33 protein-coding genes, 1 tRNA gene and 1 other annotated feature are annotated in these 26,839 nt (G+C 41.5%); of the genes, 2 read left to right on the top strand and 32 right to left on the bottom strand.

Going from position 1 to position 26,839, the window contains the following annotated elements; genetic code table 11:
• Positions 1-4: 4 nt before the first annotated feature.
• The 22 genes from HMPREF0623_RS01090 to HMPREF0623_RS00985 all read right to left on the bottom strand — a co-directional run bounded on the left by HMPREF0623_RS01090 (position 5) and on the right by HMPREF0623_RS00985 (position 15,879).
• Positions 5-898, bottom strand: coding sequence for a polyprenyl synthetase family protein (locus tag HMPREF0623_RS01090; RefSeq protein ID WP_004165710.1), 894 nt, complete (start codon positions 896-898; stop codon positions 5-7).
• On the bottom strand, positions 882-1,118 hold the full coding sequence (locus HMPREF0623_RS01085; RefSeq protein ID WP_002831459.1) for an exodeoxyribonuclease VII small subunit: 237 nt from the start codon (positions 1,116-1,118) through the stop codon (positions 882-884). Before HMPREF0623_RS01085 ends, HMPREF0623_RS01090 begins: the two co-directional genes overlap by 17 nt.
• The gene (xseA, locus tag HMPREF0623_RS01080; protein WP_002831457.1) at positions 1,118-2,461 is read right to left on the bottom strand and encodes an exodeoxyribonuclease VII large subunit; all 1,344 of its coding nucleotides are present in this window, start codon (positions 2,459-2,461) and stop codon (positions 1,118-1,120) included. The genes HMPREF0623_RS01085 and xseA overlap by 1 nt, the downstream gene beginning before the upstream one ends.
• Positions 2,461-3,312, bottom strand: a complete 852-nt coding sequence (gene folD, locus HMPREF0623_RS01075) for a bifunctional methylenetetrahydrofolate dehydrogenase/methenyltetrahydrofolate cyclohydrolase FolD (RefSeq protein WP_004165709.1) — start codon at positions 3,310-3,312, stop codon at positions 2,461-2,463. Before folD ends, xseA begins: the two co-directional genes overlap by 1 nt.
• A gap of 119 nt (positions 3,313-3,431) precedes the next feature.
• Positions 3,432-3,836: a transcription antitermination factor NusB gene (gene nusB / locus HMPREF0623_RS01070; protein ID WP_002831455.1), complete on the bottom strand. Its 405-nt coding sequence runs from the start codon at positions 3,834-3,836 to the stop codon at positions 3,432-3,434.
• Positions 3,833-4,264 carry an Asp23/Gls24 family envelope stress response protein gene (locus HMPREF0623_RS01065; protein WP_002831453.1) on the bottom strand — a complete coding sequence of 144 codons (432 nt, stop codon included), beginning with the start codon at positions 4,262-4,264 and terminating at the stop codon, positions 3,833-3,835. Before HMPREF0623_RS01065 ends, nusB begins: the two co-directional genes overlap by 4 nt.
• A 19-nt stretch (positions 4,265-4,283) precedes the next feature.
• Positions 4,284-4,847: an elongation factor P gene (efp, locus tag HMPREF0623_RS01060; protein WP_002831452.1), complete on the bottom strand. Its 564-nt coding sequence runs from the start codon at positions 4,845-4,847 to the stop codon at positions 4,284-4,286.
• 116 nt (positions 4,848-4,963) lie between these two features.
• The gene (rpmA, locus tag HMPREF0623_RS01055) at positions 4,964-5,251 is read right to left on the bottom strand and encodes a 50S ribosomal protein L27 (protein WP_002831450.1); all 288 of its coding nucleotides are present in this window, start codon (positions 5,249-5,251) and stop codon (positions 4,964-4,966) included.
• A gap of 24 nt (positions 5,252-5,275) precedes the next feature.
• Entirely contained in the window at positions 5,276-5,602 is a 327-nt protein-coding gene (locus tag HMPREF0623_RS01050) for a ribosomal-processing cysteine protease Prp (protein ID WP_002831449.1), read from the bottom strand.
• 22 nt (positions 5,603-5,624) lie between these two features.
• Positions 5,625-5,933, bottom strand: a complete 309-nt coding sequence (gene rplU, locus HMPREF0623_RS01045; RefSeq protein WP_002831448.1) for a 50S ribosomal protein L21 — start codon at positions 5,931-5,933, stop codon at positions 5,625-5,627.
• Positions 5,934-5,947: 14 nt separating this feature from the next.
• Positions 5,948-6,014, bottom strand: a sequence feature (ribosomal protein L21 leader region).
• Between the two features lie 49 nt (positions 6,015-6,063).
• Complete coding sequence (locus tag HMPREF0623_RS01040; RefSeq protein ID WP_002831447.1) at positions 6,064-6,693, bottom strand: TetR/AcrR family transcriptional regulator; 630 nt, start codon at positions 6,691-6,693, stop codon at positions 6,064-6,066.
• A 541-nt stretch (positions 6,694-7,234) separates the two neighbouring features.
• A complete protein-coding gene (locus HMPREF0623_RS01035; RefSeq protein ID WP_002831445.1) occupies positions 7,235-7,747 on the bottom strand; it encodes a hypothetical protein in 513 nt (170 codons plus the stop codon).
• 164 nt (positions 7,748-7,911) lie between these two features.
• Positions 7,912-7,985: transfer RNA gene (locus tag HMPREF0623_RS01030), tRNA-Arg, on the bottom strand.
• Between the two features lie 119 nt (positions 7,986-8,104).
• A complete protein-coding gene (locus HMPREF0623_RS01025; RefSeq protein WP_002831444.1) occupies positions 8,105-8,332 on the bottom strand; it encodes a hypothetical protein in 228 nt (75 codons plus the stop codon).
• Positions 8,333-8,474: 142 nt separating this feature from the next.
• Positions 8,475-9,014: a dUTP diphosphatase gene (locus HMPREF0623_RS01020; protein WP_002831443.1), complete on the bottom strand. Its 540-nt coding sequence runs from the start codon at positions 9,012-9,014 to the stop codon at positions 8,475-8,477.
• 13 nt (positions 9,015-9,027) lie between these two features.
• On the bottom strand, positions 9,028-9,960 hold the full coding sequence (locus tag HMPREF0623_RS01015) for a hypothetical protein (RefSeq protein ID WP_004165702.1): 933 nt from the start codon (positions 9,958-9,960) through the stop codon (positions 9,028-9,030).
• The gene (locus tag HMPREF0623_RS01010) at positions 9,953-10,828 is read right to left on the bottom strand and encodes a hypothetical protein (protein ID WP_002831441.1); all 876 of its coding nucleotides are present in this window, start codon (positions 10,826-10,828) and stop codon (positions 9,953-9,955) included. The genes HMPREF0623_RS01015 and HMPREF0623_RS01010 overlap by 8 nt, the downstream gene beginning before the upstream one ends.
• Positions 10,829-11,153: 325 nt before the next feature.
• Entirely contained in the window at positions 11,154-12,494 is a 1,341-nt protein-coding gene (glnA, locus tag HMPREF0623_RS01005; RefSeq protein ID WP_002831440.1) for a type I glutamate--ammonia ligase, read from the bottom strand.
• 30 nt (positions 12,495-12,524) lie between these two features.
• Complete coding sequence (locus HMPREF0623_RS01000) at positions 12,525-12,890, bottom strand: MerR family transcriptional regulator (protein ID WP_004165215.1); 366 nt, start codon at positions 12,888-12,890, stop codon at positions 12,525-12,527.
• Between the two features lie 79 nt (positions 12,891-12,969).
• On the bottom strand, positions 12,970-14,229 hold the full coding sequence (locus HMPREF0623_RS00995) for a methionine gamma-lyase family protein (protein WP_004165699.1): 1,260 nt from the start codon (positions 14,227-14,229) through the stop codon (positions 12,970-12,972).
• Positions 14,226-15,143, bottom strand: a complete 918-nt coding sequence (gene miaA / locus HMPREF0623_RS00990; RefSeq protein ID WP_004165698.1) for a tRNA (adenosine(37)-N6)-dimethylallyltransferase MiaA — start codon at positions 15,141-15,143, stop codon at positions 14,226-14,228. The genes HMPREF0623_RS00995 and miaA overlap by 4 nt, the downstream gene beginning before the upstream one ends.
• 1 nt (position 15,144) lies before the next feature.
• The gene (locus HMPREF0623_RS00985; protein ID WP_002831434.1) at positions 15,145-15,879 is read right to left on the bottom strand and encodes a glycerophosphodiester phosphodiesterase; all 735 of its coding nucleotides are present in this window, start codon (positions 15,877-15,879) and stop codon (positions 15,145-15,147) included.
• A gap of 81 nt (positions 15,880-15,960) precedes the next feature.
• Here HMPREF0623_RS00985 and HMPREF0623_RS09315 point away from each other — a divergent pair, with 81 nt between their 5' ends.
• A complete protein-coding gene (locus HMPREF0623_RS09315; protein WP_002831433.1) occupies positions 15,961-16,137 on the top strand; it encodes a DUF3042 family protein in 177 nt (58 codons plus the stop codon).
• 85 nt (positions 16,138-16,222) lie between these two features.
• Here the strand turns inward: HMPREF0623_RS09315 and HMPREF0623_RS00980 are convergent, their stop codons facing one another.
• The 7 genes from HMPREF0623_RS00980 to HMPREF0623_RS00955 all read right to left on the bottom strand — a co-directional run bounded on the left by HMPREF0623_RS00980 (position 16,223) and on the right by HMPREF0623_RS00955 (position 21,587).
• Positions 16,223-16,642: a rhodanese-like domain-containing protein gene (locus tag HMPREF0623_RS00980; RefSeq protein ID WP_002831431.1), complete on the bottom strand. Its 420-nt coding sequence runs from the start codon at positions 16,640-16,642 to the stop codon at positions 16,223-16,225.
• Positions 16,643-16,670: 28 nt separating this feature from the next.
• The gene (locus HMPREF0623_RS00975; protein ID WP_002831430.1) at positions 16,671-17,633 is read right to left on the bottom strand and encodes an ROK family glucokinase; all 963 of its coding nucleotides are present in this window, start codon (positions 17,631-17,633) and stop codon (positions 16,671-16,673) included.
• Entirely contained in the window at positions 17,633-17,863 is a 231-nt protein-coding gene (locus HMPREF0623_RS00970) for a YqgQ family protein (protein ID WP_002831428.1), read from the bottom strand. The genes HMPREF0623_RS00975 and HMPREF0623_RS00970 overlap by 1 nt, the downstream gene beginning before the upstream one ends.
• A gap of 32 nt (positions 17,864-17,895) precedes the next feature.
• Entirely contained in the window at positions 17,896-18,585 is a 690-nt protein-coding gene (locus HMPREF0623_RS00965) for a rhomboid family intramembrane serine protease (RefSeq protein ID WP_002831426.1), read from the bottom strand.
• 1 nt (position 18,586) lies between these two features.
• A complete protein-coding gene (locus HMPREF0623_RS00960; RefSeq protein ID WP_002831425.1) occupies positions 18,587-19,165 on the bottom strand; it encodes a 5-formyltetrahydrofolate cyclo-ligase in 579 nt (192 codons plus the stop codon).
• A gap of 79 nt (positions 19,166-19,244) precedes the next feature.
• Positions 19,245-19,394 carry a 50S ribosomal protein L33 gene (gene rpmG, locus HMPREF0623_RS09310; RefSeq protein WP_004165222.1) on the bottom strand — a complete coding sequence of 50 codons (150 nt, stop codon included), beginning with the start codon at positions 19,392-19,394 and terminating at the stop codon, positions 19,245-19,247.
• Positions 19,395-19,496: 102 nt separating this feature from the next.
• The gene (locus HMPREF0623_RS00955; RefSeq protein WP_002831423.1) at positions 19,497-21,587 is read right to left on the bottom strand and encodes a peptidoglycan D,D-transpeptidase FtsI family protein; all 2,091 of its coding nucleotides are present in this window, start codon (positions 21,585-21,587) and stop codon (positions 19,497-19,499) included.
• Between the two features lie 136 nt (positions 21,588-21,723).
• On the opposite strand from HMPREF0623_RS00955, the gene HMPREF0623_RS00950 reads away from it, so the two are divergent.
• Positions 21,724-24,339, top strand: coding sequence for a YfhO family protein (locus tag HMPREF0623_RS00950; RefSeq protein ID WP_004165695.1), 2,616 nt, complete (start codon positions 21,724-21,726; stop codon positions 24,337-24,339).
• 155 nt (positions 24,340-24,494) lie between these two features.
• On the opposite strand, the gene greA is transcribed toward HMPREF0623_RS00950, so the two are convergent.
• From greA to mltG, 3 genes are read right to left on the bottom strand one after another with little or no spacing between them, the layout of a single operon-like run.
• Positions 24,495-24,980, bottom strand: coding sequence for a transcription elongation factor GreA (greA, locus tag HMPREF0623_RS00945; protein ID WP_002831420.1), 486 nt, complete (start codon positions 24,978-24,980; stop codon positions 24,495-24,497).
• 16 nt (positions 24,981-24,996) lie between these two features.
• Positions 24,997-25,653, bottom strand: coding sequence for a uridine kinase (gene udk, locus HMPREF0623_RS00940; RefSeq protein WP_002831419.1), 657 nt, complete (start codon positions 25,651-25,653; stop codon positions 24,997-24,999).
• Between the two features lie 15 nt (positions 25,654-25,668).
• Entirely contained in the window at positions 25,669-26,835 is a 1,167-nt protein-coding gene (gene mltG, locus HMPREF0623_RS00935) for an endolytic transglycosylase MltG (RefSeq protein ID WP_002831418.1), read from the bottom strand.
• Positions 26,836-26,839: the final 4 nt, after the last annotated feature.

Here is a 26,839-nt window from a genome sequence, read left to right as displayed (position 1 = left end):
TCCATTATTTTAAATACGCTAAAAAACCGCGAAGCAGTGAAACTTCGTAACCCCGTTCAACTAAGGGGATCAACGCCTCTTCGCATGCATTAAGAACCGTCGATAACCGTTCTTTTGCAGAATCCAGTCCTAATAAATTAACGTACGTGTTTTTATTTAACGCTTGATCCTTACCAGCCGTTTTGCCTAGTTCAACACTACTTTCCGTTACGTCAATGATATCATCATGAATTTGGAAAGCTAAGCCAAAATTTTGTACAAACCGTAATATTGCCGTAGCCACCGTGGTTTCGCACTTAGCAATATGTAAAGCTGCTTTAGCTGGAAAAATCAACATTTGTCCCGTTTTTAATTCGTGCAATTTTTTTAATTGCTCAATTGTATAGCGTTGGTGATTGCCTTCAATGTCTTGTAGCTGCCCAGCAATCATCCCTTCTGGTCCCGCTGCCTGCGCCAAGTCACCAATCACCGTGGCTTTGACTTCAGCTGTAAACCCAGTCGCTGCTAACCATTGAAAAGCAATCGTTAATAGGGCGTCCCCCGTCAAAATTGCTTCCGCTTCCCCGAATTGTTTATGACTAGTTGGACGGCCTCGTCGAAGATCATCATTGTCCATCGCCGGTAAATCGTCGTGAATCAACGAATAGGTGTGTACGGCTTCTAACGCGACTGCGACCGTTAACACATCGGGATTGATGGGCTCTCCCAGCACCTCTAAAATGGCTAGTAATATTAACGGACGGACGCGCTTGCCTCCAGCGTTGAACGAATACGCCATCATCCGCGCCAGCTGGGGTTGGTGTTTTTCAACCTTCTCCATCAGTTCTGCAAAATGATCGTTGATTAATGGTGTACTTCTTCGAACAAACTCGTTGAATTCTTTATTCATTAGTTTCATCTGTTTCTAAATCAAGATCACTTTCTTCACCATTGTCTTTCATCACTTTGGTAAGTGTCTTTTCAGCATTTTTCAGAGTATCTTGTAATTGTGAACTCAATTGAATTCCTTTTTGAAATTCACTCAATGCTTTTTCAAGAGGGATATCACCCTGTTCGAGGTTATTTACTACATCTTGTAATTCTTGTAAATTTTCTTCAAACGTTTTTTCTTTTTCCATTATTTTTCCTCGTTATTAATTGTTTTAATTATGGCATCAGCACTGCCGTCGCTAAAGTTCAACTTAATTGCGTCATTAACGGATAACTTTTCTACGGAATTAACCACTTGTTCGTCTTTAGTAACGTAAGTATATCCTCGACTCATAATCCGTAAGGGACTAAGGTTATCTAAAGCCGCAACTAATTTTTGCATTTGTGTTTGTGATTGGGTAAATCGCCTAGTAATTACGCTAAGCAATTGTTCCCGCAAATATCCCACCTTTTGCGTAGCTAAGTCAACCTGATTTTGCGGATTGTTTACTAACAAGCGGTGCTGTAATTTAACTAATTCTGCAGAACGGTCAGCTAAATACTGTTTCTGTGCATTACGTAACCGCTCCGTTAATTGATCAACGTTTTGTACGTAGCCTTCATAAAGTCGTTGAGGTTCTTGAAAAATATACGAATTTTCTAATTGCCGCGCTTGTTGTTGCTTAATTTTCAATATATTTTTGAAAGCGTTGATAACTCTTAGCTCCGTTTTTTGTAAATCTGTCAAAACATCCGTCAAAACTGGGGTCGCCAATTCCGCCGCCGCAGTTGGGGTTGCCGCGCGAACGTCGGCAACTAAATCAGCAATCGTCGTGTCCGTTTCGTGACCTACCGATGAAATTGTCGGGATTCGGCTTTCAAAAATTGCCCGTGCCACTACTTCTTCATTAAAGGGCCACAAATCTTCAATTGAACCTCCGCCCCGACCCAAAATGATGGTATCAAAATCGGGTAAAGTGTTAATGAATTTAATTTGGGCGGCAATATTAGGAGCAGCTTCGTTACCTTGCACCGCTACAGGAAAAAGCACTAGCTGTACAATCGGATAACGGCGCTTTACCGTAGTAATAATATCGCGAATTACCGCTCCCGAACGACTGGTCACTACCGCAATTTTTTTCGGAAATCGGGGAATTGCCTGTTTAGGGGCCTTAAATAAGCCTTCCTTATCTAGTTTAGCCTTCAACTGCTCGTAAGCTTGATATAAAGCGCCCACACCGTCCGGTTGCATTGAATCGACGTACAATTGATAACTGCCGTTTCCGGGATAGACGCTAATCCGACCGCTCACAATAACGCGCATTCCTTCTTCAGGTTGAAATTTAACCTTCGCAAAAGCCGACTTAAACATAATTACGTTAATTTTAGCCTGTTCGTCTTTAATACTAAAATATTGGTGGCCGTTAACGCGCAAACGGAAATTAGAAATTTCACCAACCACGTAAACCCGATGCAAATATGGATCAACGTCAAATTTTCGTTTGATATATTGAGTTAACGCCGAAACCGTTAAATATTGATCATTTGTCATTAAATACTCCACTTTGTCAAATCAGTTGTTTGCCTCATTAGCATGGTAATGGTCATTGGACCAACCCCTTTCGGGACCGGGGTAATAAACGAAGCTTTTGGAGATACCTCCGCAAAATCAACATCACCAGTTAATTTGCCATTTTGATCCCGGTTCATCCCTACGTCGATTACTACGGCGCCATCCTTTACTTGGTCAGCTTTGATAAAGTGCGCAATACCCGTAGCTACAACTAAAATATCGGCTTGCTTGGTTAGTTCGCTTAAATTTTTAGTATGACTATGTGCTACCGTTACCGTTGCGTTAGCGTTTAGTAACAATGCAGCCATTGGCTTACCGACGATCATGCTCCGTCCAATCACCACGGCTTTCTTACCTTCTGGATTAATGTTGTATTTATGCAGCATTTGCATAATTCCTCGGGGGGTACAAGCCACCGGGGTACAATCAGTTTTATTTTGTAAAAGCCGCCCCATATTCACCGGATGAAAACCGTCTGCATCTTTTCGCGGATCAATTGCTAACGTCACCTTAAATTCATCGATTTGTGGCGGCAGTGGCATCTGAACCAAAATTGCGTGAACCGAGGTATCGCGGTTTAAGCGGTCAATTTCTTTTAATAATGTTGCTTCCGTTACGCTACTTGGAAATTGGCAAACCGTCGATTGGATTCCAAGCTTTTCCGCCCGCCTTTTTTTATTACGAACGTAAATGTGGCTAGCTGGATCATCTCCCACTAGTACCACTGCTAAATGCGGAACGATTCCCCGTTCCTTTAATTGCATAACTTCTGCCTTAGTCTGTAAGTCGATTTCAGCCGCTAAGGCTTTCCCATCAATGATTTGTCCCAAGCACAACGCCTCCAGTTTTGAATAATTACACACTTTAAATGATAACACATGACCTCATAAAATAATTTGTAAAATAAAAGAGTTACGAATGTCAGTTTCCATCCGTAACTCTACATAACCTAGTCTTTAGCAACGTTCGATAAAACACCGTTAATAAACTTACGTGCCTTTTCGTCCGTATACTTCTTAGCTAACTCAAGTGCTTCATTAATTGCTACGCTATTAGGCACTTCAGTATGTTTAATTTCATACGTACCAATTTGTAAAATCACCCGGTCAGGGTTTGCCAAACGATTTACCGTCCAACCAGCTTTAAGTTCTTTACCAATCGTTTCATTAATTGACGAAACGTTTTCTTGAACTCCAGTAACTAGATTGTCCAGAAACGGATCAGCAACGTCGGTTTCATGAAATTCTTCCAAAACTTGTTTTTTTAATTCTTCGGGATCCGCGTCCGGATTTACGCTCTGGGCAAAAATCATCTTAAAGGCGCTTTCCCGCATTTGATGTCGATTTAAACTCACTTTTGATCACCATTATTTTCTGAAAAAATATCGTTAGGGTCAATATCAGACGTGGTTTTGTCCGGAACCATTCCACTAACTACTACGTTAACTTCATCAATAACGATGCCGGTCATAAATAGTAGTTGTTGTTGAATCCGATCCTGAATCTTGGTGGCAACTTGGGGTACAGATACGCCAAAATCAAGCATCACATTGACCCTGATTACCAATCCGCGTTCATCTTCAATCAACTTAGTACCAGCGCCAACTGCGTCACGACCTAAAATGGTGTTAAAGCCCTTTGAGATATTGTTGCTAATCAAATGAACACCGTCAATTTGATCGACCGTAATTCCCGCAATGGATTCAACCACGTCAGGTGCAATCGCGATTCCGCCGCTTTTTGAACTGGAATCCTTCAATTCCAAGTATTTCGTATCTGCCATAACTATGCCTCCCAAAAAATTAAGCCCGTGAAATATAAGTTCCGTCTTGGGTGTTAATGTTGAGGGTATCTCCTTCGTTTACAAAGAAAGGTACTTGTACCACTAAACCTGTTTCCATCGTTGCTGGCTTTGAACCACCGCTTGCAGTATTACCCTTAATACTTGGCTCAGTCGATTCAACCTTCAAAGCAATGTTCTTTGGTAGTTCAACCCCTAAAGTTTCGGAACCAAAGAAGGAAATGCTTACTTCCATATTTTCAATTAAGTAGTTTTTTTCTTCTTCGAGACGTTCTTCTGGAATTTCAACTTGTTCATACGTATTGTTATCCATGAATACGTAGTTTGCCCCATCGTTATACAAGTATTGCATCTTGCGAGTTTCGATGTTAGCTTGTTCCATCTTTTCACCAGCACGGAAAGTCTTTTCTTGTACCGCGCCAGTTCTTAAGTTTTTCAACTTAGTCCGTACAAATGCACTACCTTTACCTGGCTTAACATGTTGAAATTCAACAATCCGCCAAATGTTATCTTCAACTTCGATAGTTAATCCATTATGAAAATCTGACGTTGAAATTGTGCTCATAAAAGATTCCTCCAATTATTATAAGTTCATAATATCAATCGCTCGTCTATTTAACAAGAAATTCATTAAAAAAGGCCGGAACAAGATGATTTGTCCCGACCTGAATTGCTTATCGCTTATTCAGCATCTGCTACTGGATATACAGAAACTTGACGCTTGTCGCGACCTTTACGTTCGAAACGAACGATTCCGTCTGCAAGTGCGAACAATGTATCATCGTTTCCGCGACCAACATTTACACCAGGGTAAATATGTGTTCCACGTTGACGATATAAAATCATACCAGCCTTAGCAGCTTGTCCGTCAGCACGCTTAGTTCCAAGGCGACGACCAGCTGAGTCACGACCATTGGATGTGGAACCTCCCCCTTTATGATGAGAGAAGAATTGTAAGTTCATTTCCATGGTAAATACACCTCCGAATGTAAGTTAATTCATTACTAAGTACTTGTCATAGGTTTTACTAATATCCCGTAATCCTAATTCAAAAGAAGCCAATAAGACTTGCGCCTTTTGTTCCGCTTCCCGATCCTTACTTTCAGGGACATTAACTGATAAAAATCCACCGTTATCATCATCTGAATCAACCAGTGGCATTACCGAGGCGATTTGTTCGATACTATTCACGGTATTAATAGCTAAAACAGAAACTGCGGCACAAACAATATCCTTGCCGTACTCACCAGCATCCGCGTGCCCGGTCAGCTTGAACCCGCTAATGCGGTCGGCTTCCCGATAAATCCATGCTTGTATCATCACTCTTCACCCTTCCAACTGACTAAGCGTTGATTGAATCAATCTTAACCTTTGTATATGGTTGACGATGACCCTTCTTAGTGTGTTGACCCTTCTTAGCCTTGTACTTGAAAGTAGTAATCTTCTTTTGCTTGCCTTGTTTTTCAACAGTACCTGCAACTGAAGCACCTTCAACGACTGGAGAACCAATCTTTGTTGATTCACCACCAACAAAAAGTACTTGATCAAATGTTACCTTTTCGCCTTCAGCAGCGTTTAGCTTCTCAACGTATACAGATTGTCCTTCTTCAACCTTGAGTTGCTTGCCACCAGTTTTAATAATTGCGTACACAACGTGCACCTCCTTATTCATCTCAGACTCGCCAAAGTAAGTGCCATGCTTAAAACTCACTCTGTGCGGTTGTAGCGTGGAGACCACACCAACATTAGTACTATACTTGATTATCGTTAATTAGTCAACGTTAAACCACAAAAAAATCAGTCAACTTTAAATTGTTTGCCTTGACACTTTCTTTGCTATCAAGAACTTGTTTTGCTGCGTTTGCCATATAATGCGGCGTGTACATCATTCCTTTTTCCAGCCAAACCTTGATCATTCCGACAATTCCGTTTACATAAAAGGAGCTCAATACTTCGAAGGGAAACCCGCCTAAATCAATTTCGTCATCGTAATAATCTGCGAACTTTTCAAACTCTTCCATTAAGCGTTTTTTTAACGTCTGGTTGAAACTAGGTAGTCGATCGCTTCCCATTACTACTGTGTAAGCTTGGTAATTTTCAGCTACGTGGTTAAAAATTTCAGTCAACGAAAGCACATTTGCCTGATGGGCGTTTTCGTGCTTCGTCTCTTCCACATAATCCGCGGAGTCCTTTAGGGACGGTTTTAGCAATTCTTGAATTAGGCTTTCCATAGTAAACTCAAGGAATTCTTTTTTGTCTGAAAAATGAGAGTAAAAAGCCCCCCGCGTGACCCCGGCTTCGTCACTAATTTGACGGACGTTAATGTCACTAACATCGTAAGTCTTTAATAACATTACAAACGCCTTTTCCAGTTTATTGATTGTTTTAATAATTCTTGGATCATTTTTCATAATTAAGCACCTCATAGAGTTCGCAAATTTAGTCATTCAAAAATTTGTATCGCCCTTAATATTCTATACCATACATTAATAGCGAACTTTTATCATCTACATGTTCATGATAGCTTACCAAACCCAACAAATGAACCGCTAACAGTCCGTTTTCCGTCTCCTTTTTTTCGCTTATTTTAAAAAAAGTGGCATAGTACACAAACATCTCTCACCAAAGCGGTATCAAGTTAAGTTATCCCCATAAAGATAACAATCAATAATAACGTCTTTTATTTTAGTGTAAAAAAAAGATGCTACATCGTTTAAAAATAACCAGTTGTTATACTTGACACTAATTGACCCAACTTATAAAGATATTTCTCGGTAACTAATTAATGCATTTTTCAACACTGAGATTTAAAAAAAGTGCCCCTCAAAAACTAAAATTCTTGAGAAACACTTTTGATTTTCCGCCTTTAATAGCATTAAAACGTAGATTGTCATTCCTTTGGTTTCACTTGATCCCAGAATCCCCAATCAGACAATCCCACTACATCAGCACTTATTCGTTACCGCCAATCCGGTATAACTTCCGATCAGCCTGAGTATCTTTTAACATTTGTTTATAAATTTTATTTTGTTCATCCTGATGTTTAGTAACCCCATGCGGTAAAAGTTTAATTGCTTTAAGCATGTTATTGCGGATCCGCTCGCTTAAATCATCGTCAAAGCCGCGCTGGTGGTCATAAGCATTTTTGACAATCCCCTTAACTCCAGTAGGCGTGTCCCCTAATAGTTGTTTGAACTGCGCTCGATCCTGTTTATTAAGGTGTCGTTGACCCTTTTTAATAAGGGTGTTCAAGGTTTTAATTACCTTCTGTTCTGATTCAGGATTCTCGGAATTAAATTTTTCCAAACCCTTTATTGAGTCTTCGATCATCGTCTTATCCGCCGAGATCTGTTTGTATTTTTCAGGTGTGACTACTACAGTCCCATAAACCTTGTTATGTGTACAAGCTCCCAAAACGACCGTCACCATAATTAATGACAATAAAATTGCAAAAAATTTTTTCATCGTTCGTCACCCTCTAATGATTTATTTTACCTAATGATAACGGATATTTAACTTTTATTAAAGTAATTTGCGCCCTTAACTGATTTTTAAAATAAAAAAAGCAACCACTATATTAGCAGTTGCTTCTTCATTCAAGGTGATTACTCATCAGCCCTTGTTCAGTATGATTCGGGTGAGACTTGAACTCACGACCGTCCGCTTAGAAGGCGGATGCTCTATCCAGCTGAGCTACCGAACCGTACCTGTTTATTATATTTAAAAAATCCCACTGTGTCAATAAACTTTCGGGCCAGATAACCTAATCTATCCAGATTAAAAGGGCGCGAAGATTCATCAAGAATCCCCTCGCCCTACACATTACTTATCACTCGTCTCAAAAACATCCCAATAGTTATCTGGTGGAGTGTCCTTAGAACTTAACTTCCAGTGCGCAGATCCCTTATGAGTAGATTCAGGATGCTCTTTCAAACATTCGAAGCGGCGATGCTTTTCATCTTCAATAATGAAAACACGTCGAAACTCATCTTTTTTACTGACGATGGTGGCATTTTCGTGCTTAAAACCATAGATATCAGTATACGTCATTACATACATCGCTTCCTTATAAACGCAAAATTCGCCAAACGTACTTCGGCCTCACGTTACCATTATTCCACAAACATAGCCTTTAGTAAAATATCTTGCTTCTTTGAAGCGCCTATACGTCTTAAACGTCGCTCCCAAATCATCAATAATTGTTTTCTTGACGTTGATAATTAATTTGGTTTTTCGCAAAATAAGCCTTTTCCAATTCCTCAGGAGTAAATCCTAAGCCTTGTATCCCAAATTTTATGAATAAGTGCCAAGCATGTTGAAAATCCGTCCCCCGATTATAAGAATACGTTGAAAACAGCATTTTCTTAATATTTAAATACATCAAAGAAAGGTCCAAATCACGCTGATCACTTTGATAATTTGCTAATTGCTCATCACCAATCACAATTAAATGGTTCCACTGGTTTAAATTAGCCATCAACAAAAAGAAATCAATGGCATCCACAAACTCGTTTAAAACGGTTTGATGAACTGATAATTCTCCGTCGCGCTTTCCGCGGTGAGTCTTCCAAACTTTAAACCATTCTGCAGCATTGGCGATTTCAGCCAATTCCACGTCCAATGAAATATACGCTTCTTGGATTCGATCCGCCAAACTGTTTTGTAAATTATGCTTAATCCGAATGTCACGGTCAAGGTTAACCGAGGCCTGTAACATTTTTGCCCAATCCATCTTATTAATCACCTTAAAGTATCATTTTTAATTTTAAATCGCCAATGTTATTAACATACCAATCATTTAAGAAGGCGTAGTCTTTCAAAACATCAAATAAAGAATATTGCTCTTCTTGATCTTGAACGCGCATCGCCCACTGATGGTCGGAGGCACTCATTTCAAAAATAGTTAGCATTACGTTAGATTTCAAACGCAAGAATGCGCCTAAAAATTCATCCGCATTGTATAAAATGTAATGGTTCTGTGCCGCAGATACAAACAATTCATCAAGAATACTACTGTCCAAACCGGTACCTTCAAAAACGTAAGTCTTTTCGTTGCGAGCATCAAACATGTTGAAGTCAACTTGGAAATTATAATCCTTTTCAAGTAGTTGGCCAAACTTGATAAAAGAAGCAACCTGTTTTTTCAACGCGGACTGCGGATCAGTTTCAGAGCCGGATAAGAAGTATAAATTATTAATGGTTTCAGTATCAAAGCTCATGGTCTGCTTTTCTAAGTCCAACCTAAAAATAATTTGGTGGCTAGTTTGTTCAACATACGCTAAGTGCTCACCATTTTTTTCAAACCGGAAAGTCTGTTCAGTACCTGGCCATTGGTGGTGCATAACCGGATGCCCACCAGCCTCAGTCATTACGGAACGAAATTGGTTCGTCAATCCGTTTAGCTCAAGCAACCGTGACATAAAAATCAGGTAGTAGTCACTAGCTGCAAACTTTTTTGGAAAGACCACCGCTGCCGTATCCACTTCAAAATTAGCTAATTGCCGAGTTGCACTCAGTAGCTCTTCTGGATCGGTAGTGGTAGTTAACACTTGCATTAACTCCGCATAGTGTTGACCCTTCTTGAGTCCTTCATTTAATTCGTCTTGAACCTTTAACATGTTCTGTTTGAATTCGTTAGTGGCTTTGGTATTGGTTTGTTGTGTTTTTTGCTTATCCATTAGACTTTACCTGCCCTTCGTCTAATAGATCCATAAGGTAGTTATGGTAAAGGTTTTGCGTTAATTCATGGAATTCTTTAAAACTCGTAAAGCTCTTCTTTAAAGCCGCCGTCTCCAATCCAAGCATGGTGTCTTCTTTGGACAATGCCAAAATTTGTTTTTGTTGTTCCCGAATCTTACTTGGAGCTTGGTTAGCAGTTTGAATTTCTTCTTCGACCTTAGCTAAGTCGTCTTTTAATTGTTGCCGCTCTTCTTTTACCTTTGCTGACTCAAATAAGCCACCCTTTTCAGCCAGGTCACTTTGTTGTTGCAGCAACTCTTCTTTTTTCTTCTCTAATTCAGCTTGGCCATCAATTAATTTTTGTAACCTAACGTTGTCAGCAGAAAGTTCAGCAATTTGGTCACCGTTTAAACTTTCGCCAGCTTCTTCAGCTTGTAACGCTTTTTCCAATTGACTCAACTTATCTTCATCCAGTGCCAATTCAATGTTTAAAGAATCGAGCGTCCCAATTTGGCGCCGGTCCCACCAATTTCCAAAGAAGACGATAAATTGCCCCTTTTCTACCTCACGATAGTAGAAAAATGGAAACTTTTGAATCAGGTAATCAATTAAATTATCACTTAGGTAATGCGCTAGTTCAGCACGTTGATCCCGAACAAGTTCAAACGGATGCTCCCCATACTTCAAATCGAAGCCCTGGTCAATTTCCTCACGATAACGTACCGGCTCTAAAAGTTGGTAAACCTGTAAATCATCATGTTGATCAATCGCTTGCGCTAAGTCGTTTATGTATTGATCCTTTACCCTTAGTTGGGAAATTAAAATCTCCCCACTAGATTGCCCGTGGTTCTTACGTTCATCTGCCATGATATCCGCTCCATTCTCTATTTCTGACTTAATGTTACAAAAAAATTTCAAATAAATAAAGCGTTTAGTCACCAAATTTAAACAAACTTCAAAAATAAGTTTTAAAACCGTTTCATACGCGAAAACAGTACCTTAACCAAAATGAAAATTGCAGTAAATAAAAAAATCGCCCAAGAATTTAAGAATTCTTAGGCGATCTTTTAGTTCATCACCGATGAAGCAAAAGCCAGAATGCTGTTTACAAATTATCTTAAAGCCTGCGATTCCGCATTGAATTTGTTCCATTAGTCAGGTATGGCAATCAAACGGTTATTTTAATTGATTTTTAGAACATTTCCAAATACTGATCCCGTTCCCATTGGGTAACTTCTTGACGATACGAAGCCCATTCTAATTTCTTAGCTTCCAAGAAACTTTGGAAAATATGGTCGCCCAGCGCCTTTCTCATCACATCGTCCTTTTCAAATTCCTTAAGAGCGTTATGCAATGTAGAAGGTAAATCTTGAATGTGTTCTTCGTGACGTTCTTGAACGTTCATCCGGTAGATGTTTCGATCAACCGAATCATCTGGTTCAATTTGGTTGCGAATTCCGTCCAGTCCCGCTTCGAGGACGGCAGCAATCGCCAAATATGGGTTAGCTGACGGATCAACGCTACGCACTTCAAAGCGTGTCGATAATCCCTTGCTGGAAGGAACTCGAATCAATGGGGAGCGGTTAGAACCTGACCAAGCCACGTAAACGGGAGCTTCATAGCCAGGTACTAAACGTTTGTACGAATTAACGATGGGGTTGCAAACTGCCGTGTAACTCCGAGCATGTTTTAACAGCCCTCCTAAGAACCAGTAGGCTTTTTGGGAAAGTTGCAACTCACCTTTTTCATCATAAAAGGCGTTGCCTTCTTTATTGAAAAGCGACATGTTTAAATGCATTCCCGAACCGTTGATTCCGTCGAGTGGTTTAGGCATGAAGGTTGCGTGTAAATTATACTTCCGTGCGACAGTCTTAACCACTAACTTGAAGGTTTGAATGTTATCTGCCGCAGTTAGCGCATCGGCATACTTAAAATCGATTTCGTGTTGGCCGGGTGCCACTTCGTGATGGGAAGCTTCCACATCAAATCCCATATTTTCAAGTTCTAGCACGATATCCCGCCGACAGTTTTCTCCTAAGTCAACCGGCGCCAAGTCAAAGTAACTTCCTTGGTCATTGAGGTGCGTCGTTGGTTTACCATTTTCGTCTAACTTCAAGAGGAAGAACTCTGGTTCAGGTCCGATGTTAAAATCGGTAAACCCTTCGTCCTTCATGTCTTGGAGGGCGCGGATCAAGTTATTACGCGGATCCCCAGCAAACGGTTTACGATCGCTTGTATACACTTCGCAAATGATTCGAGCAACTTTTCCGTGTTCACTTCCCCATGGAAAGACCATCCAGGTAGAAAGATCTGGGTACAAGTACATATCACTTTCTTCAATCCGGACAAAGCCATCAATTGAAGAGCCGTCAAACATTAACTTATTTTCCAGCAATTTGTCTAACTGGCTAATTGGAACTTCGACGTTTTTAATCACCCCGAAGAGATCCGTGAACATTAACCGCAAAAATTGTACGTTGTTATCCTTTGCCATTTGTCGTATATCTGCTGGTGTATAATTTTTCTTTGCCATAATTGTATGTCCGCCCCACTTATTTTTTTATTAAATTCGTTTAATTGGGAAAGTTGGGCCATCATCGTCGGTCAAGCGTCCCGTTTGCAATAATTCGTCGCGCAAAATTTTGCGCATCTGGCTATCCGAAATCGAACGTTTTCGCGCTTCGGCTTGCCGAGCAAACTGCTCTTTTACTTCAGCGATGTTTAAACCGTCTGCTAGGTAATCCTTAATTTCCAGCAAACGATCCACATCGTTTAAGGAAAATAATCGTCGATTGCCTTCGCTCCGGTCCGGAAATACCAGTTGGTGTTGTTCATAATACCGAATTTGTCGCGCAGTTAGCGATGTCAGTTTCATAACTGTACCAATTGGTAAAACTGACAGTGAACGACGGAGCTCTTTTTCACTCATACCAATAACTCCTTTAATATTGAGCTTATTCTACCAATTGAAAATCTGCCCGTCAAGAATCATGTCAGGTTTTCTAACATCAACTAAAAAAAGTTGCTTCCACGGCCTTTGCAATCGCCACTTTTACGTGTGCGTAGGTTAACCCACCTTGTAAATATAACGTATATGGCGCTCGTAACGGGCCATCTGCAGAAAATTCAATGCTAGCACCCTGTACAAAGGTTCCCGCTGCCATAATCACCTTATCTTCGTAGCCGGCCATCACGGATGGTTCTGGATCAACGTAAGAATCAATTGGGGAATTCTTTTGAATTTGTTTAGCAAATTTGATCATTGGTTCTGGCTTTCCAAAATTAATGGTCTGAATCAAGTCTGTCCGCGCATCATTCCACTTTGGATCCACTTGGAGGCCACACTTTTCAAGAATGGCACTTTCAAAAATAGCACCTTTAATGGCTGCTCCAGTGACCGCTGGAGCCATGAAAAATCCTTGGAACATCCGGCGCAAGTTTTCTAAGGTCGCCCCTTCTTCTTTGCCCGATCCAACGTTAGTAAGACGGCTAGCAATTTTTTCAATGAGGTCCCTGCGCCCAACTACGTATCCACCAGTTTGCGCGATGCCGCCTCCGGCATTTTTAATTAGCGATCCTACCATTACGTCAACCCCGACTTCGGTTGGCTCGATAATTTCAGAAAATTCCCCATAACAGTTATCTACAAAGATGGTTACGTCTGGAGCAACTTTACGAACCTGTTTAACCATTGCTTCAATTTCGGTAACCGTGAAACTTGCTCGGCTATCGTATCCCCGGGAACGTTGGATGGCCACTACTTTGACATCGGGAGTCATTTTCGTTTGCATTCCCTCAAAGTCAACTTTTCCGTCAGCTAACAACGGTACGTAATCAAAATCAATTTGAAAATCTTTCAACGAACCTCGGCCAGCTTCACCAGTAATCCCAATTACTTCTTGAATGGTGTCATATGGCATTCCAGTTAGGTACAATAATTTATCATTAGGCCGCAGCATTCCAAAAAAAGCCGTACTAATCGTGTGGGTTCCCGAAACAAATTGTGGTCGGACTAAGGCATCCTCGGTCTGGAATACGTCTGCATAAACCTGGTCTAAAGCGTCCCGACCCATATCGTTATAACCGTACCCGGTAGCCCCGTTTAAATTCTCCTCAGCAACCCGTTCTTTTTGAAAAGCGTTCAAAACTTTTTGCTGATTGTAAGTCACTTGATCATCAATTTCATTTAATTTAGGCTGAATTTGTTGTTCAACTTCGGTAATTAATTTTTGTACTTCCGGTTTATATTGGTCTTTCCAACTCTTCATTTCACTAACCACTCCTCAATTTCTTGATTAATTATTTGTTTTTCATCTGGTTTTTGAATAATATCAAACCAATTTACGTCCATCTGGTTCCGGAACCAGGTTAATTGTCGTTTAGCGTAATGCCGCGAATCTTTTTGAATTTGAGCCACCGTGGTTGAGTAAGGTTGTTCACCCGCAAAATATGCCGGCCATTCACGATAACCAATTCCCTTGACCGCCTGAGGGGCCTCCGGCTGTTTGAACAACCAGCGGGCTTCAGCTTCTAAACCTTGTTCCAACATTATCTCCACCCGTTGGTTAATCCGTTCATACAGCTTTGCCCGTTCCGTATTTAACCCGATCAGGAATGCATCATAGGCTAACTCACCCCGTGATTTAGTCTGTTCAGAAAATTTTTGCCCCGTCGTTTGGTAGACTTCCAAAGCCCTAATCACCCGTCGACGATTATTCAAATCAATATTCACGTAACTTGTCGGGTCGACCTTTTTCAATTGTTGCCGGAGTGCATCGTCCTCCTGTTGATTTAATGCCGCCCGAACTTTTTCAACCTGTTGTCGATCTTCATTAGTGGTCCCCAGCTGTAAGTCGTTCAATAACGCTTGCAAATAAAATCCGGTCCCCCCCACAATAATTGGCAATCGGTTTCTTCCGTTAATTTCTTTAATTAACTGCGAAGCCGTATTTTTAAAATCAGCGGCGGTAAAACGTTCTTGAACCGTCCGCACGTTAATTAAATGGTGAGGAATTCCCTGCATTTCTTCAGGGGTAATCTTTGCCGTGCCGATATCAAGTCGTTGGTATACCTGCATTGAATCACCAGAAATAATTTCACCATTCCAGCGTTTAGCCAACTCGACGGACAGGCTGGTTTTGCCAACTGCCGTAGGACCCACAATTGCTAAAACTTTTTGCATCTCATCCTCCTTGAATAGTTGCCCGGACTTGTAATGCACGGGTCGGATAATCCGTAATCACGCCTAAAAAGCCCTTTTGAAAGCAAAATCTTAAATCACTTTCCACGTTAATTGTCCAAGGACGTAAACGTCGTTTTCCTAGAAGAAAACGATGACCCCGAACCCAAGCCATACTAGGGTGCCAATTTTGAATTACCTTACGGTGCGTCAACTTGCGAGCTGCCTTTGCGTTAAATTTGAACAAACTAGCCATCTCTACGTCTGGCTGTAAAGTATGCATTGTAACTAATGTTTCCGGGTTAAAACTCGAATACACTAGCTCGAACGGGTAGTCGAGATCCTTAAAAAAACTAAACACTTTTTGTTCAATCCCAGGATACTTAAATTTGTCGGTCTTCAGTTCCAGATTAAAGATTCCGGTATATCGTTCCGCAATTAGTAAGTCGACCACTTCTTGCAATGTAGGGATTTTCTCGTTTTGGTACCTTCCGCTAAAGGAGCCTCCAGCGCTTAGCTGCTTTAACTCAGCTAAAGTATGGTCAAATACGCGGCCCGTTCCGTTAGTGGTGCGGTCAACAGTCTCATCATGAATGATCACCATTTCACCATCTTTAGATAAGTGTACGTCCGTTTCGATTCCATCTGCACCCTCTTCAATTGCTTTTTTAAAGGCTGCTAGTGTATTTTCAGGTCGAACACCCTTACTGCCCCGGTGGGCGATTACTTGCGTCAACATAACATTCTCCTAGATCTATTTCTGGTATTTTTGGGCAATTCAGCGCATAATTAGGGTAACCTAAATAAGGAGCTGAATTACATGGGTAAATTTGTTAAGGGATTCCTTTTTGGATCCGTATCAACTCTTGGTGCCATTGCAGGTGCAGTGTACACCTTTCATAAGGTAGTCGTGGAGCCTGTCGAAGAAATCGAAAACCGTGCTGAAGAAAATCGGCGACGCGCAGAGCGTAAACGGCACGCGGCCCAAAACGGTTAATTCGTTTTAAAAACATTGCTAACCTTAAGTTGGCACCAGTATACAAAAAGAGATTGGGTTAATTCCATTTTAACCCAATCTCTTTTTAATATTTAGCCTTTTTAGTTTTTCCATCCCAACGTTGGTAACCATATTTCAAAATATATAGTTGTTTAAAGCCGCGTTTTGACAAAAGCATTGCTGCCCGTCCACTAAACGTCCGGCCTTGATCGTATAAATAAACTGGTAAATCAGGGCGTAACTCTTGCGTCCGACTTTTCATTTGGGAATAAGGGATGTTCCGCGCACCTAAAATATGACCGGCATCAAACTCTTTCTTTTCACGCACGTCAATCACTTGAGCCTTGCGCATCCCCGCTCGAAAAGCTTCATTATCCAATTGGGTTGCAATCTTGCCCCGCTTCCAATACATATATAGTTGATAAAGTAAGTAGGCAATGATTAAGATAATGATTACGGTATTGATCCAAAATCCACTCGAATTACTTGCTGCTGCAGCTACCATGTTTTATTCATCTCCAAAATTCTATATATTAAGCAAATACCCGCGCTAATGAAGCAGCGCCGATTACCCCCGCGTCGTTACCCAAACGAGCAAGCTTCAATTGGGTTGAAGAACGCACGGTAGAGAATGCAAATTTTTCAAAGTTATCGCGAACCCGATCTAACAAGAATTCACCAGCTGCTGAAACACCACCGCCAATTACAATGCTTTCAGGATTTAGCGTATTTGCTAAGTTACCAAGTGCCAAACCGAGCATGTAGCAAACGCGATCAACTACGCGCAATGCTAAAACGTCGCCTTCCTTTGCCAAATCAAACACTAGCTTAGAAGTGATGTCTTGCCCATCATCCGTTTGGCGTTTCAATTCAGAATCGCCAGAAAATTCTTCGGCCATGTCCCGAGCTACATGTACAACACCAGTAGCACTAGCGTATTGTTCTAAGCAACCGCGCTTACCACAAGTACATAAGTAGCCTTCTGGATCAACCGTTACATGTCCGATTTCTCCAGCTGCGCCGGCCTTCCCATGTAACAGTTGACCACCAGCGATCAAACCGCCACCAATTCCGGTACCAAGGGTAACAAACGCCACGTCGTCACCGTTTTCTCCGGCACCTTTCCAGCGTTCACCCAAGCCAGCCACGTTTGCGTCGTTGTCAATTGCAAACTTAATGCCCGTGCCTTTTTCAATTTCTTCCTTGACGTTTTGGGTTTCTTTCCAATTTAGGTTAAATGCACCAATTACCGTTCCGCGTTGACGATCAACGGTTCCAGGAGTACCCATACCGATTCCAATAAATTGATCCTTGCTCATCTTGTAAAGATCAATGTGGTGATTAATGGATTCAATAATGTCCGGGACAATGTGAGAACCTTCATCAAGGACGTTCGTTTCTACGCTCCATTTTTGTTGGATCTCGCCATCCTCAGTTAAAATAGCAAACTTGATTGTTGTTCCACCAAGGTCAACCCCAATTAATTTCCGTTCCATTAGTCTAAAAAACCTCCATTTTTTTGCTTATGATCTCTAACTTCTTCAATATGGTGCTCGTGCCGTAAAACTAATTGAGCTTTTGCAAAAGTCGGCTGGTCAATTACCCCCGCTTTATACAAATTTTTCAGTTCAATGCTCATCAATTCAATATCCCACTTGCGTTTACCAACGTAAACAAAGACACCAAATTGCTTTAAAAGTTGTTGCACATCATAAAGTGTTTTCATAATACCATCTCAACTAATTTACCAAATTATCGCTATAATGTAAACGCTAATTTCACAAATACTCCCAATAAAATTAGTAGAAGGACCCCGCTACCAAGTCTTTTCTTTAGGGGTACTTTGCCTAAATTGGGGAAGCTAAACCCGTAACCTAGTAGAAAGCCAGCGACTAGCCCGCCTAGGTGGGCGAAAATATCAATATTTGTACCAAACATTCCGCTAACGATTCCCAACGCACTAAAAATCAGCATTTGGCGGCCCATTCCGGCTAAAAAAGGATAGTTTCGGTATTGCTCAGCCATCATTATCCAGACACCAATAATCCCAAAAATGGCCCCGCTAGCCCCTGCTGAAATACTATTTGGTGCAGCAAACGCTAAACTAACTACGTTGGCAAAAATTCCGGAAAGCAAATAAATTAATAGAAAACGTCCGTGACCAATTACCTGTTCCAGTAAGCGTCCAATAAAATAAAGCGTGATCATGTTAAATAACAAGTGCTCAAAACCGATGTGCACAAACATGGAAGTAAACAAGCTTGCCCATCCGGCACCATCTTTAATCATGGCTGGCACCATGGCTCCATGAGTTACCAAAACCGTCAGATCAGTTGATCCGCCTGCTAAGGTTAGCCATAGGTAAACTAACACGTTCAACGCAACTAAAGTAATCGTCATGAAAGGTCCGGCAAAAAAGTTTTTCAAATTAATTTTTGTTTTGTCCATTCTATCTTATCCGTTCGTTTTTAAATTGAACCCCTTGCTCGGTAATAATTAGATCCATCGTCACGTCAAATTGATCTACCGGCCAGTGAGCAGCAGGATAAACTTGCTGATTAAATGCTAACACAATTTTATGTGCTTGCGGAGCCCGTTTTAAATAACGATCGTAGTATCCTCCGCCAAATCCTAAACGATTACCGCCTGTTTGCTCGTAAGCTAGCCCCGGGACCACAATCAAGTCAAGAGCTGTGGGTGCAACCGGAACCCCGCCCACGGGCTCTAAAATGCCAAAGGCCTGGGGTGCCAACTGGGTCTCGGAGGTTAACGGAACAAACTCCATCCGTCGATTTTCAAAAGTTTTAGGAACCAACACTGAAATCTTGCGCTCTTGCAGGCTTCGGATAATGGGGGCCGTGTTTAGCTCAAATTTTTGACTTAACGTAATTGCTACGTTTTTTGCCGTGCTGACCGCAGTTTGTTCAAAGAACCGTTCCATAATTTGCTCTTCTAGCTTAGCCTTAACATCCGGAGACAACTGTCGCAACCGTTCTATCTGACATTGCCGAAATTGTTTTTTATCCACGAGCCTCTTCCTCCTGATTCGGTGAACTTGTAATAAAAAAGACCAGCAACCTCCAACTTGGGGCCCCTAGCCTTAATTATTATTTAGTTTCTTTGTGTAATGTAACCTTGCGTTCACGTGGGCAATACTTGTTTAATTCCAAACGATCTGGATTGTTACGCTTGTTCTTTGATGACAAGTATTGACGGTTATGGCATTCAGTACATTCTAAAGTAATGTGTACACGCATTGGAATGACCTCCATTAATTATATATATTTGAATTCTAAAATCCACTAGCATTATACATGCTACCACGATTTACATATTTTTTCCATAATGAATTCAATAAATTACCCATTTAAGTTTTGCGCAGCCGATTCTTTAGTCGCCTTCGTTGGGTTTTCTAAGGAAGACTTCGATTGGACGTCTTTCCAGTAAGCTTCGTAAATCTTTTTAGCCGCGTTCATGTTATCAGCTTCACTAGAGGTACTCAACCCTGGCAATGCCAATGCCACGACGACTTGCGGATCGTTAGAAGGTGCAAAAGAAGCTAAGGATAACGTTACCGTTGATTTCCCATTAGTAGTGGTCTGCGCCGTACCAGTTTTAGCCGAGATTCCTGGTGAAATACTTGCAAGCGGTCCCCCGGTTTTATATTTATTGGTACCGTGCACTACCTTATATAGTCCGTCCGTAACCATTTTCTTTTCTTCCTTGCTCATGTCGATGTAATTCAACACTTGCGGGGTGGTGGTGCTTTGTACTGCCCCTAGCTTACCATTTGAACGACTGCTTCGGATTTGTTCCACCACGTGAGGAGCAATTCGATACCCTCCGTTAGCAATCGTCGACATGTACTGGGCAATTTGAATTGTGGTGTAAGCATCGTAGTTTCCAAAGGAGAGGTCTAACGCCTTACCAATGTCTGCCGCACTCGAAGGTCCTTTATAACCTGCCGATTCCCCTGGAATATCAATTCCAGTCTTTACTCCGAGACCAAACTGTTCAAAGTATCCCCGCATTTTGTTAAACACGGTCGGATTCATCCCAGCTAATCCTGCACCTTCTTTGTACTTGAAACCGCCCTCCTTCATGGCTAATTGCATCATGTAGGAGTTTGAAGAAACTTCTAGCGCGGTCGATACGTCAACCGGCATGTTCGCACTACCCGTACTGTTGAACCACGAACTCTTTGAGCCCGTTCCCGCCAACTTAATTGGCTTATCAATCATGGTATTGTCTTTTGGAGTAATTACCCCGTCCATTAAGGCTCCGGAAACCATGGCACCTTTGACCACCGATCCCATTACAATTGGCTCGTTAATAGTTCCGAGGGCGTTATCGGTGATTTTACCGGTTGACGGATCGCGATCTACTCCGGCCAAGGCAATTACCGCCCCGGTTTTCGGATTCATTACCACCGCGTAACCGCCGGTTGACTCACCGCCCGCATTTTGGGAAGCTTCCTTCATGATCTTTTGTACTTCTTCTTGGAACTTAGAGTTGATTGATAAAACTAGGTTATCACCCTTCTTACCTGCGTACTTTTGCACCCGTTTCACCACTTGGTTGCCCGAACTAACTTCCACAGAAGTCTGCGACTTGGTACCTTTTAGTACTGGTTCATAACGTTTTTCAAGGTAACTTTGCCCGACACGATCATTACGGGCGTAGCCTTCCGCCAAGAGGGTGTTCACTTCATCGCTAGGAAGTCCGACTTTGGAGCTGCTAACCGTTCCGGCAAACGACTTTACATCATCGCCAGCAGGATAGTTTCGGGTCCAACTAGTAGTGATCTTAACTCCCGGCATCTCTGACAAGTGTTCCCCAATTTGAGATAGTTCCTCGCTGGTTAAATCAGTCTCCTTAATGTAAACCGTCGATAACTGGTAAGCTCCGCTAATGGTTTTATAGATTCGCGCGGCATTCTTTTGCCGAGCAGTCAGTTCAACGTGATCCTTTTTGACCGCGGCAATCTCTTTTTCTTGCAATGCCTTACTAGAAAGGTTTTCCCGGTTAGGAATTTTTTGCGCGTACGCTTTACTATTTTTACTGTCAGCTAAAAGATAGTTCGCAATATCAGTTGAAGTAAGGTCATTTTTTTCAACCGTTAAATACTTGCTTAACTTATTAGCTACGTCGTACATATCCTGCGGTAGAACGTTCATATTCTTAGTATAAGAAACCGCTTGGTGCGCCTTATTTCCCACTAAAACCTTACCCGTGGAATCATAAATCATCCCGCGTTGTACATTTTCGGTTTCTACCATGTTATCCGAACGGTTAACCTCGGCTTGGAGCTTTGAGCCGTACAAAATTTGTAAATAGCCTAATTGGCCAATCAATAATAACAATAACGCAAAGACACCAAAAAAGATTAAATTTAACCGAAACGGTAATTCACTTTTTTGCCGCCGAAATTTTTTCTTCGGATTTTTCATGTCCACATATTACTCCTTAGTTAAATCACTTCGTTTATTCTACCAGAAAATATGCCACTTCACTAACTGATTAGTAAAGTCTTAAAGATGTTTTATGCTATCCTAATACTATTAATAAATTGCTTGGGGGATCTTTATGCAAATTAATAACCAAAAACGTGATTTATTGCTCAGTAGCTGTATTCCCGCTTTAGTAATGCTCACCTACTTTATTTACCGGGGCTTTGCTCCATTTGGTAGCTCGAGCTTACTAACCGTGGATATGGGCCAGCAATACGTCGCTTTTTACGAATATTTTCGGCAAACTATTTTAGGACACCCGGGTCAACTTTTTTACTCCTTTAGCAACGGTCTCGGGAGTGATATGTTCGGCACTTGGGCCTACTATTTATTAAGCCCAACTAATTTAATACTGCTTTTCTTTAAAAAGGAAAGTATTACTACCGGAATCCTAATCGTTACCCTAGTCAAGTATGCTTTGGCAGGCTTAACCGCAGCGCTTTATTTGCATCACCTTGCACGAAGTCTTGGACGAAATCCCAACCGACTTAGTGTGGCAGGTTTTGCTACTTCCTATAGTTTAATGGCCTTTTCAATTGCAAACCAGCTCAACCTTTTTTGGCTTGATGCCCCAATTTTATTGCCACTGATTATTATGGGAATCGACCAAATTATCGCCGATCGCAAGCTTAAATTGTTTGTAATTAGCATGACCGCCATGGTAATTATTAACTATTACTTTGCGTACATGATTGGAATTTTTACGGTGATGTATTTTCTGTGGCGCAGTCCCCGCCTCAATTGGCGTAAGGCATGGTCCTTTGTGCAGGCTTGGCTGGCAGTGGGAATCTTTTCTGCGGTGACCTGGATGCCGACTTTGTGGGCACTTTTGCACGGAAAGGCTAACTACACTGAAAACACCTTGCAGTGGAAATTTGAATATAATCCGCTCAAGATGGTTTTAAAGCTATTTCCAGGAACCTTTAGTTTTAAACAAATGTCCGAGGGACTTCCAAACATTTACGTCGGGATGGTAATTTTAATTGCGGTAATCGCCTACTTCTTTAACCGCCAAATTAAACTTTCTCAACGCCTAAGTGCCTTGGCAATCACCGCAATCTTCTTGCTGTCATTTTGCTGGTCACCACTAGATTTACTTTGGCACGCAATGCAGTTTCCGTGGTGGTATGCTTACCGATTCAGCTTTATCTTTAGCTTTTGGATGATGATGCTTGCCTTTTGGGGGATGCTTTATCCTCTCCAAAATAAGCTATTAGCCCCGCTGGTCACTAGTCTACTAGGACTATGTTTAATCCTACTGGCAGGTATCCAGTTCTTGCAAAAATCGCAAGACTTTTTATCTAACGACCAATTAATTTTAGGCGGAATCCTTTTCATAGCTGCTTTGCTACTATGGGTTGGCTTACAGAGTACAAATTCCAACCCGGCGTTGCGTTCGATTATGCTTGGATTAATGGTCCTCGACGTTGGAATTAATGCCGTTTGGTCTTTAAACCGCATCAGCTACGTTAGTCAAAGTGAATTTCAAACTTATAGTGTCGCAGCGCGGAAAGCTCTCCGCCAAATCCAAAAACATCCCGCAGATTTTCAGCGGATTGGTACTAATTACTTTCGGGCAAAAAACGATCCCATTCAGTTAGGCTTTAACAGTGGAGCTAGTTTTAATTCTAACTTAGAAACTAATTCCCTAGAGGCCATGGCGGATTTAGGCCAACCGACCACTTCGGGAAACATTACCTATATGAACGGAACTTTACTATCAGACGCATTTTTAGATTTTCGTTCCTGGTCGCTCGTTGACGCCCAGCCTAAGAAAAATCCGTTTTTAACCCGGAGCGTCCGGCACGATATTTTACAGCGTTATGATTACTTTGATAAAACTCGGTATGCGAATAATTACCGTAACCCTTACGCAATTAGTTTAGGGGCGATGACTTCACAACCAGTTACCAACCAGTTACCAGCCTACCGTCCGTTAGAGTACCAAAATACAATTATGACCGCGTTGGGTGGCCAAAGTAAGGTCAACCTCTTTGACGATCTCACCAACACTGCACAAATTTATTATTCCAACGTCAGCACCTCGGCTGACGTCCGGAACGCAGTGCTTAATAAACAAAAACTAAATAAGGGTGCCTCGGTTACTTTTGAAGTGGTTCCTCAAACTGACGATCCGCTCTACATTACCGCTGGCAGCCAGATGAACTATCATAATGCCGACATTTTCGTTAATAACCAACGCATTACCGAAGACATTGACTACGACCATCCAATTGTTTTGTCAGTTGCCGACCATAGTCGCGGCAAGCGGGTGCGAATTCAAATTGTGCTAAAGAAATCGACCCTATTAGTGTCTGATTTTGGAATTTATCAACTTGATTTTGCTAAATTTAAACAGTTAGATCACGTTGCACAAAATAACCAGCTTACGGATGTACAAGCTAACGGCAACGTGGTTACGGGAAAGCTTAAGGCAACTACAAAGCGGCCGTATCTGTTTACCTCGATCCCATATAGTCCGGGCTGGCACTTAAAAGCAGATGGCCATGCGGTTGCCACCCAAAAAGTTGCCAACCACTTCTTGGGTAGTGCAGACAAAATTTCGTCAGGCACCCACCAATGGAAACTCACTTATTACCCTCCTTTACTAGGAATGGGAACTATCATCACCCTTCTGGGTTGGTTAGGTTTACTAATCAAACTGTGGTGGCAAAAATCGCGGCGTAAATAAATAAAACAAAGGAGATTAGAATTCACAAGGACCCTAATCTCCCTTTTATTTTCCTAGTTAAGTTAATAATAAAAAACTAACTAAAAAGGACTAAATCTGAGTAACACCTCAAGATTTAGTCCTTTTTTATCATTGATATATTGAAAGTTTAAAAACTACTCCGCACTCTTAACAGTCAAAATCTTTACCTTCATATCGCCGCCTGGTGTAGCGATTGTGACTACGTCGCCAACCTTCTTACCTAACAATCCCTTAGCAATTGGTGAATCATTTGAAATCTTACCAGACATCGGATCTGCTTCAGCAGCACCCACGATGGTGTATTCTTCGGGTTCTTCATCAGGAAGTTCTTGGAACTCTACAACCCGGCCTAGGGAAACTTCGTTACTATCAATCGCTTCGTCATCGATAATTTCAGCATAGTGAAGCATGTGTTCAATCGTGTTAATTCGGCTTTCCACCATGCTTTGTTCGTCCTTAGCTGATTCATATTCTGAGTTTTCAGATAAATCTCCAAAGCTACGGGCGATCTTAATCCGTTCGATTACTTGTGGCCGAGTTTCCGTTTTTAAAGTTTCTAACTCTTCTTCTAACTTTTGCTTACCATCCAAAGTCATTGGATATCTTTTTTCGTCTGCCATTCTTTCACCTCAAAAATTATTTATTATATTGTCGGTCGCGACCTGCATGTGCAAGAATATCGCGAACTTTGGTTACTAACAAATCAATTGCTACGCTATTTTCCCCACCTTCGGGAACGATAAGATCAGCATAGCGTTTAGTTGGTTCAATGAATTGATGATACATCGGTTTAACCCCGGTTAAATACTGGGTAATGATTGATTCTAGGGAGCGCCCCCGTTCCTGGGTATCTCGCTCAATACGCCGAATAATCCGAATGTCGTCATCCGTATCGACGTAAACCTTGATATCCAGCATATCACGAATGCGTTCGTCACTTAAAATCAAAATTCCTTCTAAGATGACCACGTCCGTAGGTTCCTGATGAATCACCTCGGGACTTCGGGTTGAAATCGTATAATCGTAAACCGGAACGTCAATCGCTTGTCGCTGTTTGAGCATTTTCAAATGTTGATACAACAAATCTGAATCAAAAGCTAACGGATGGTCATAGTTAACCGCACGCCGCTCTTCCATAGTCATTCCCGCTTGATCCTTATAATAAGAATCCTGTTGGATAATTGAAATTGAGTGTCCATCAAGTTGTTCAAGAATTTTCTTACTAACGGTTGTTTTCCCGCTTCCAGATCCTCCGGTTACCCCAATAATAATTGGACTATTTTTCGTACTCATTAATCTAATTCCTCACTATTTACCTTCCGGATTGTATTTTGCCACGTCATTATTAAACTTATCAAAGTCCTTATAGAACAAGACGTCGCCAACTTTATGGCCACCAGTCTTCTTAGTTACCGCAAAGAAGTATAGGTATCCATCTTTAGTATCAGCATTAATTACTGACAAAATCGAGTTTTCGCCTGGATTATCAACCGGACCAGGCATGTAACCGGTGCTTACCCGGGTGTTATATGGGCTTGGGTTTGCTAAATCCGATGCAGTTAGATTTTCCGTAGCCGATTTCTTTACGGCATATCGGGTCGAAACGTCAGAACCGAGTGTTTCACCTTGTTTAATCCGGTTCAAAAATACGCCCGCAATCTTAGTCCGGTCGCTAGCTTTACTACCTTCCATTTCTACTAAGGACGCAATGCTCAAGGTTTGTTGGACAGTTAAGCCCTTTTCCTTGATTTTGCCGTAGTAAGGTTGGAGTACGGCATCTTCTTTTGCAACCATTTGGGTGACCACGTCTTTTAGACTGGTATCCTTGCTAACTGAATAATTAGCCGGGAAAAGATAACCTTCCAAACGGTAACGAACGCCCTGCGCATCCATTGCAGAACCTAACAACTTAGGGTACTTCTTAGCTAACTGCTTGATGAAACTTTCATCCTTCATCAGCTTCAAGAAGTCTTTTTTAGTAAAGTATTTCGAATCTTTGGCGATTGAATTGGCAATTTGATCAATGTTTTCGCCTTCTTTAATTAAGATCCGCGGTCCGTTTAGCGCAATTGGTTCAGCCGCTCCGCCCTTTTCAAGTTTAGTAGCGATTTGCTTTAAAGTCATCGAAGGCTTTAAAACGTAGTAGCCAGCTTGAAAATTATTCAACTTTTGCTTTTTCGTGTAATAGTTAAAGACGGCTCCGCTTTTAACCACCTGCTTCTTTTCCAAGATTGAGCCAACTTCCCGAGCGGTTGAACCAATCGGAATGTTCACTTCAATCTGTTTATTACTTTGCGGGTTTAATGGTTTAAGTGAAGAGCTATAGTACCGGTAGCCCATGAAGGTAGTAATAATAATTACTACCGCCAAAATACTAATTACCCACTTGATAATTTGATGACTGTTTTTATTAGCGTGACTATTATCAGTCCGCCTCCGCCGACTTTGATTAGAATCGTTGCTGTTATTATTCAAGATT

The sequence above is a fragment of the Pediococcus acidilactici DSM 20284 genome (assembly GCF_000146325.1).
Lineage (GTDB): Bacteria > Bacillota > Bacilli > Lactobacillales > Lactobacillaceae > Pediococcus > Pediococcus acidilactici.
Note: the sequence above shows the minus strand (reverse complement) of the source record. Positions and strands in the feature narration are given on the sequence as shown.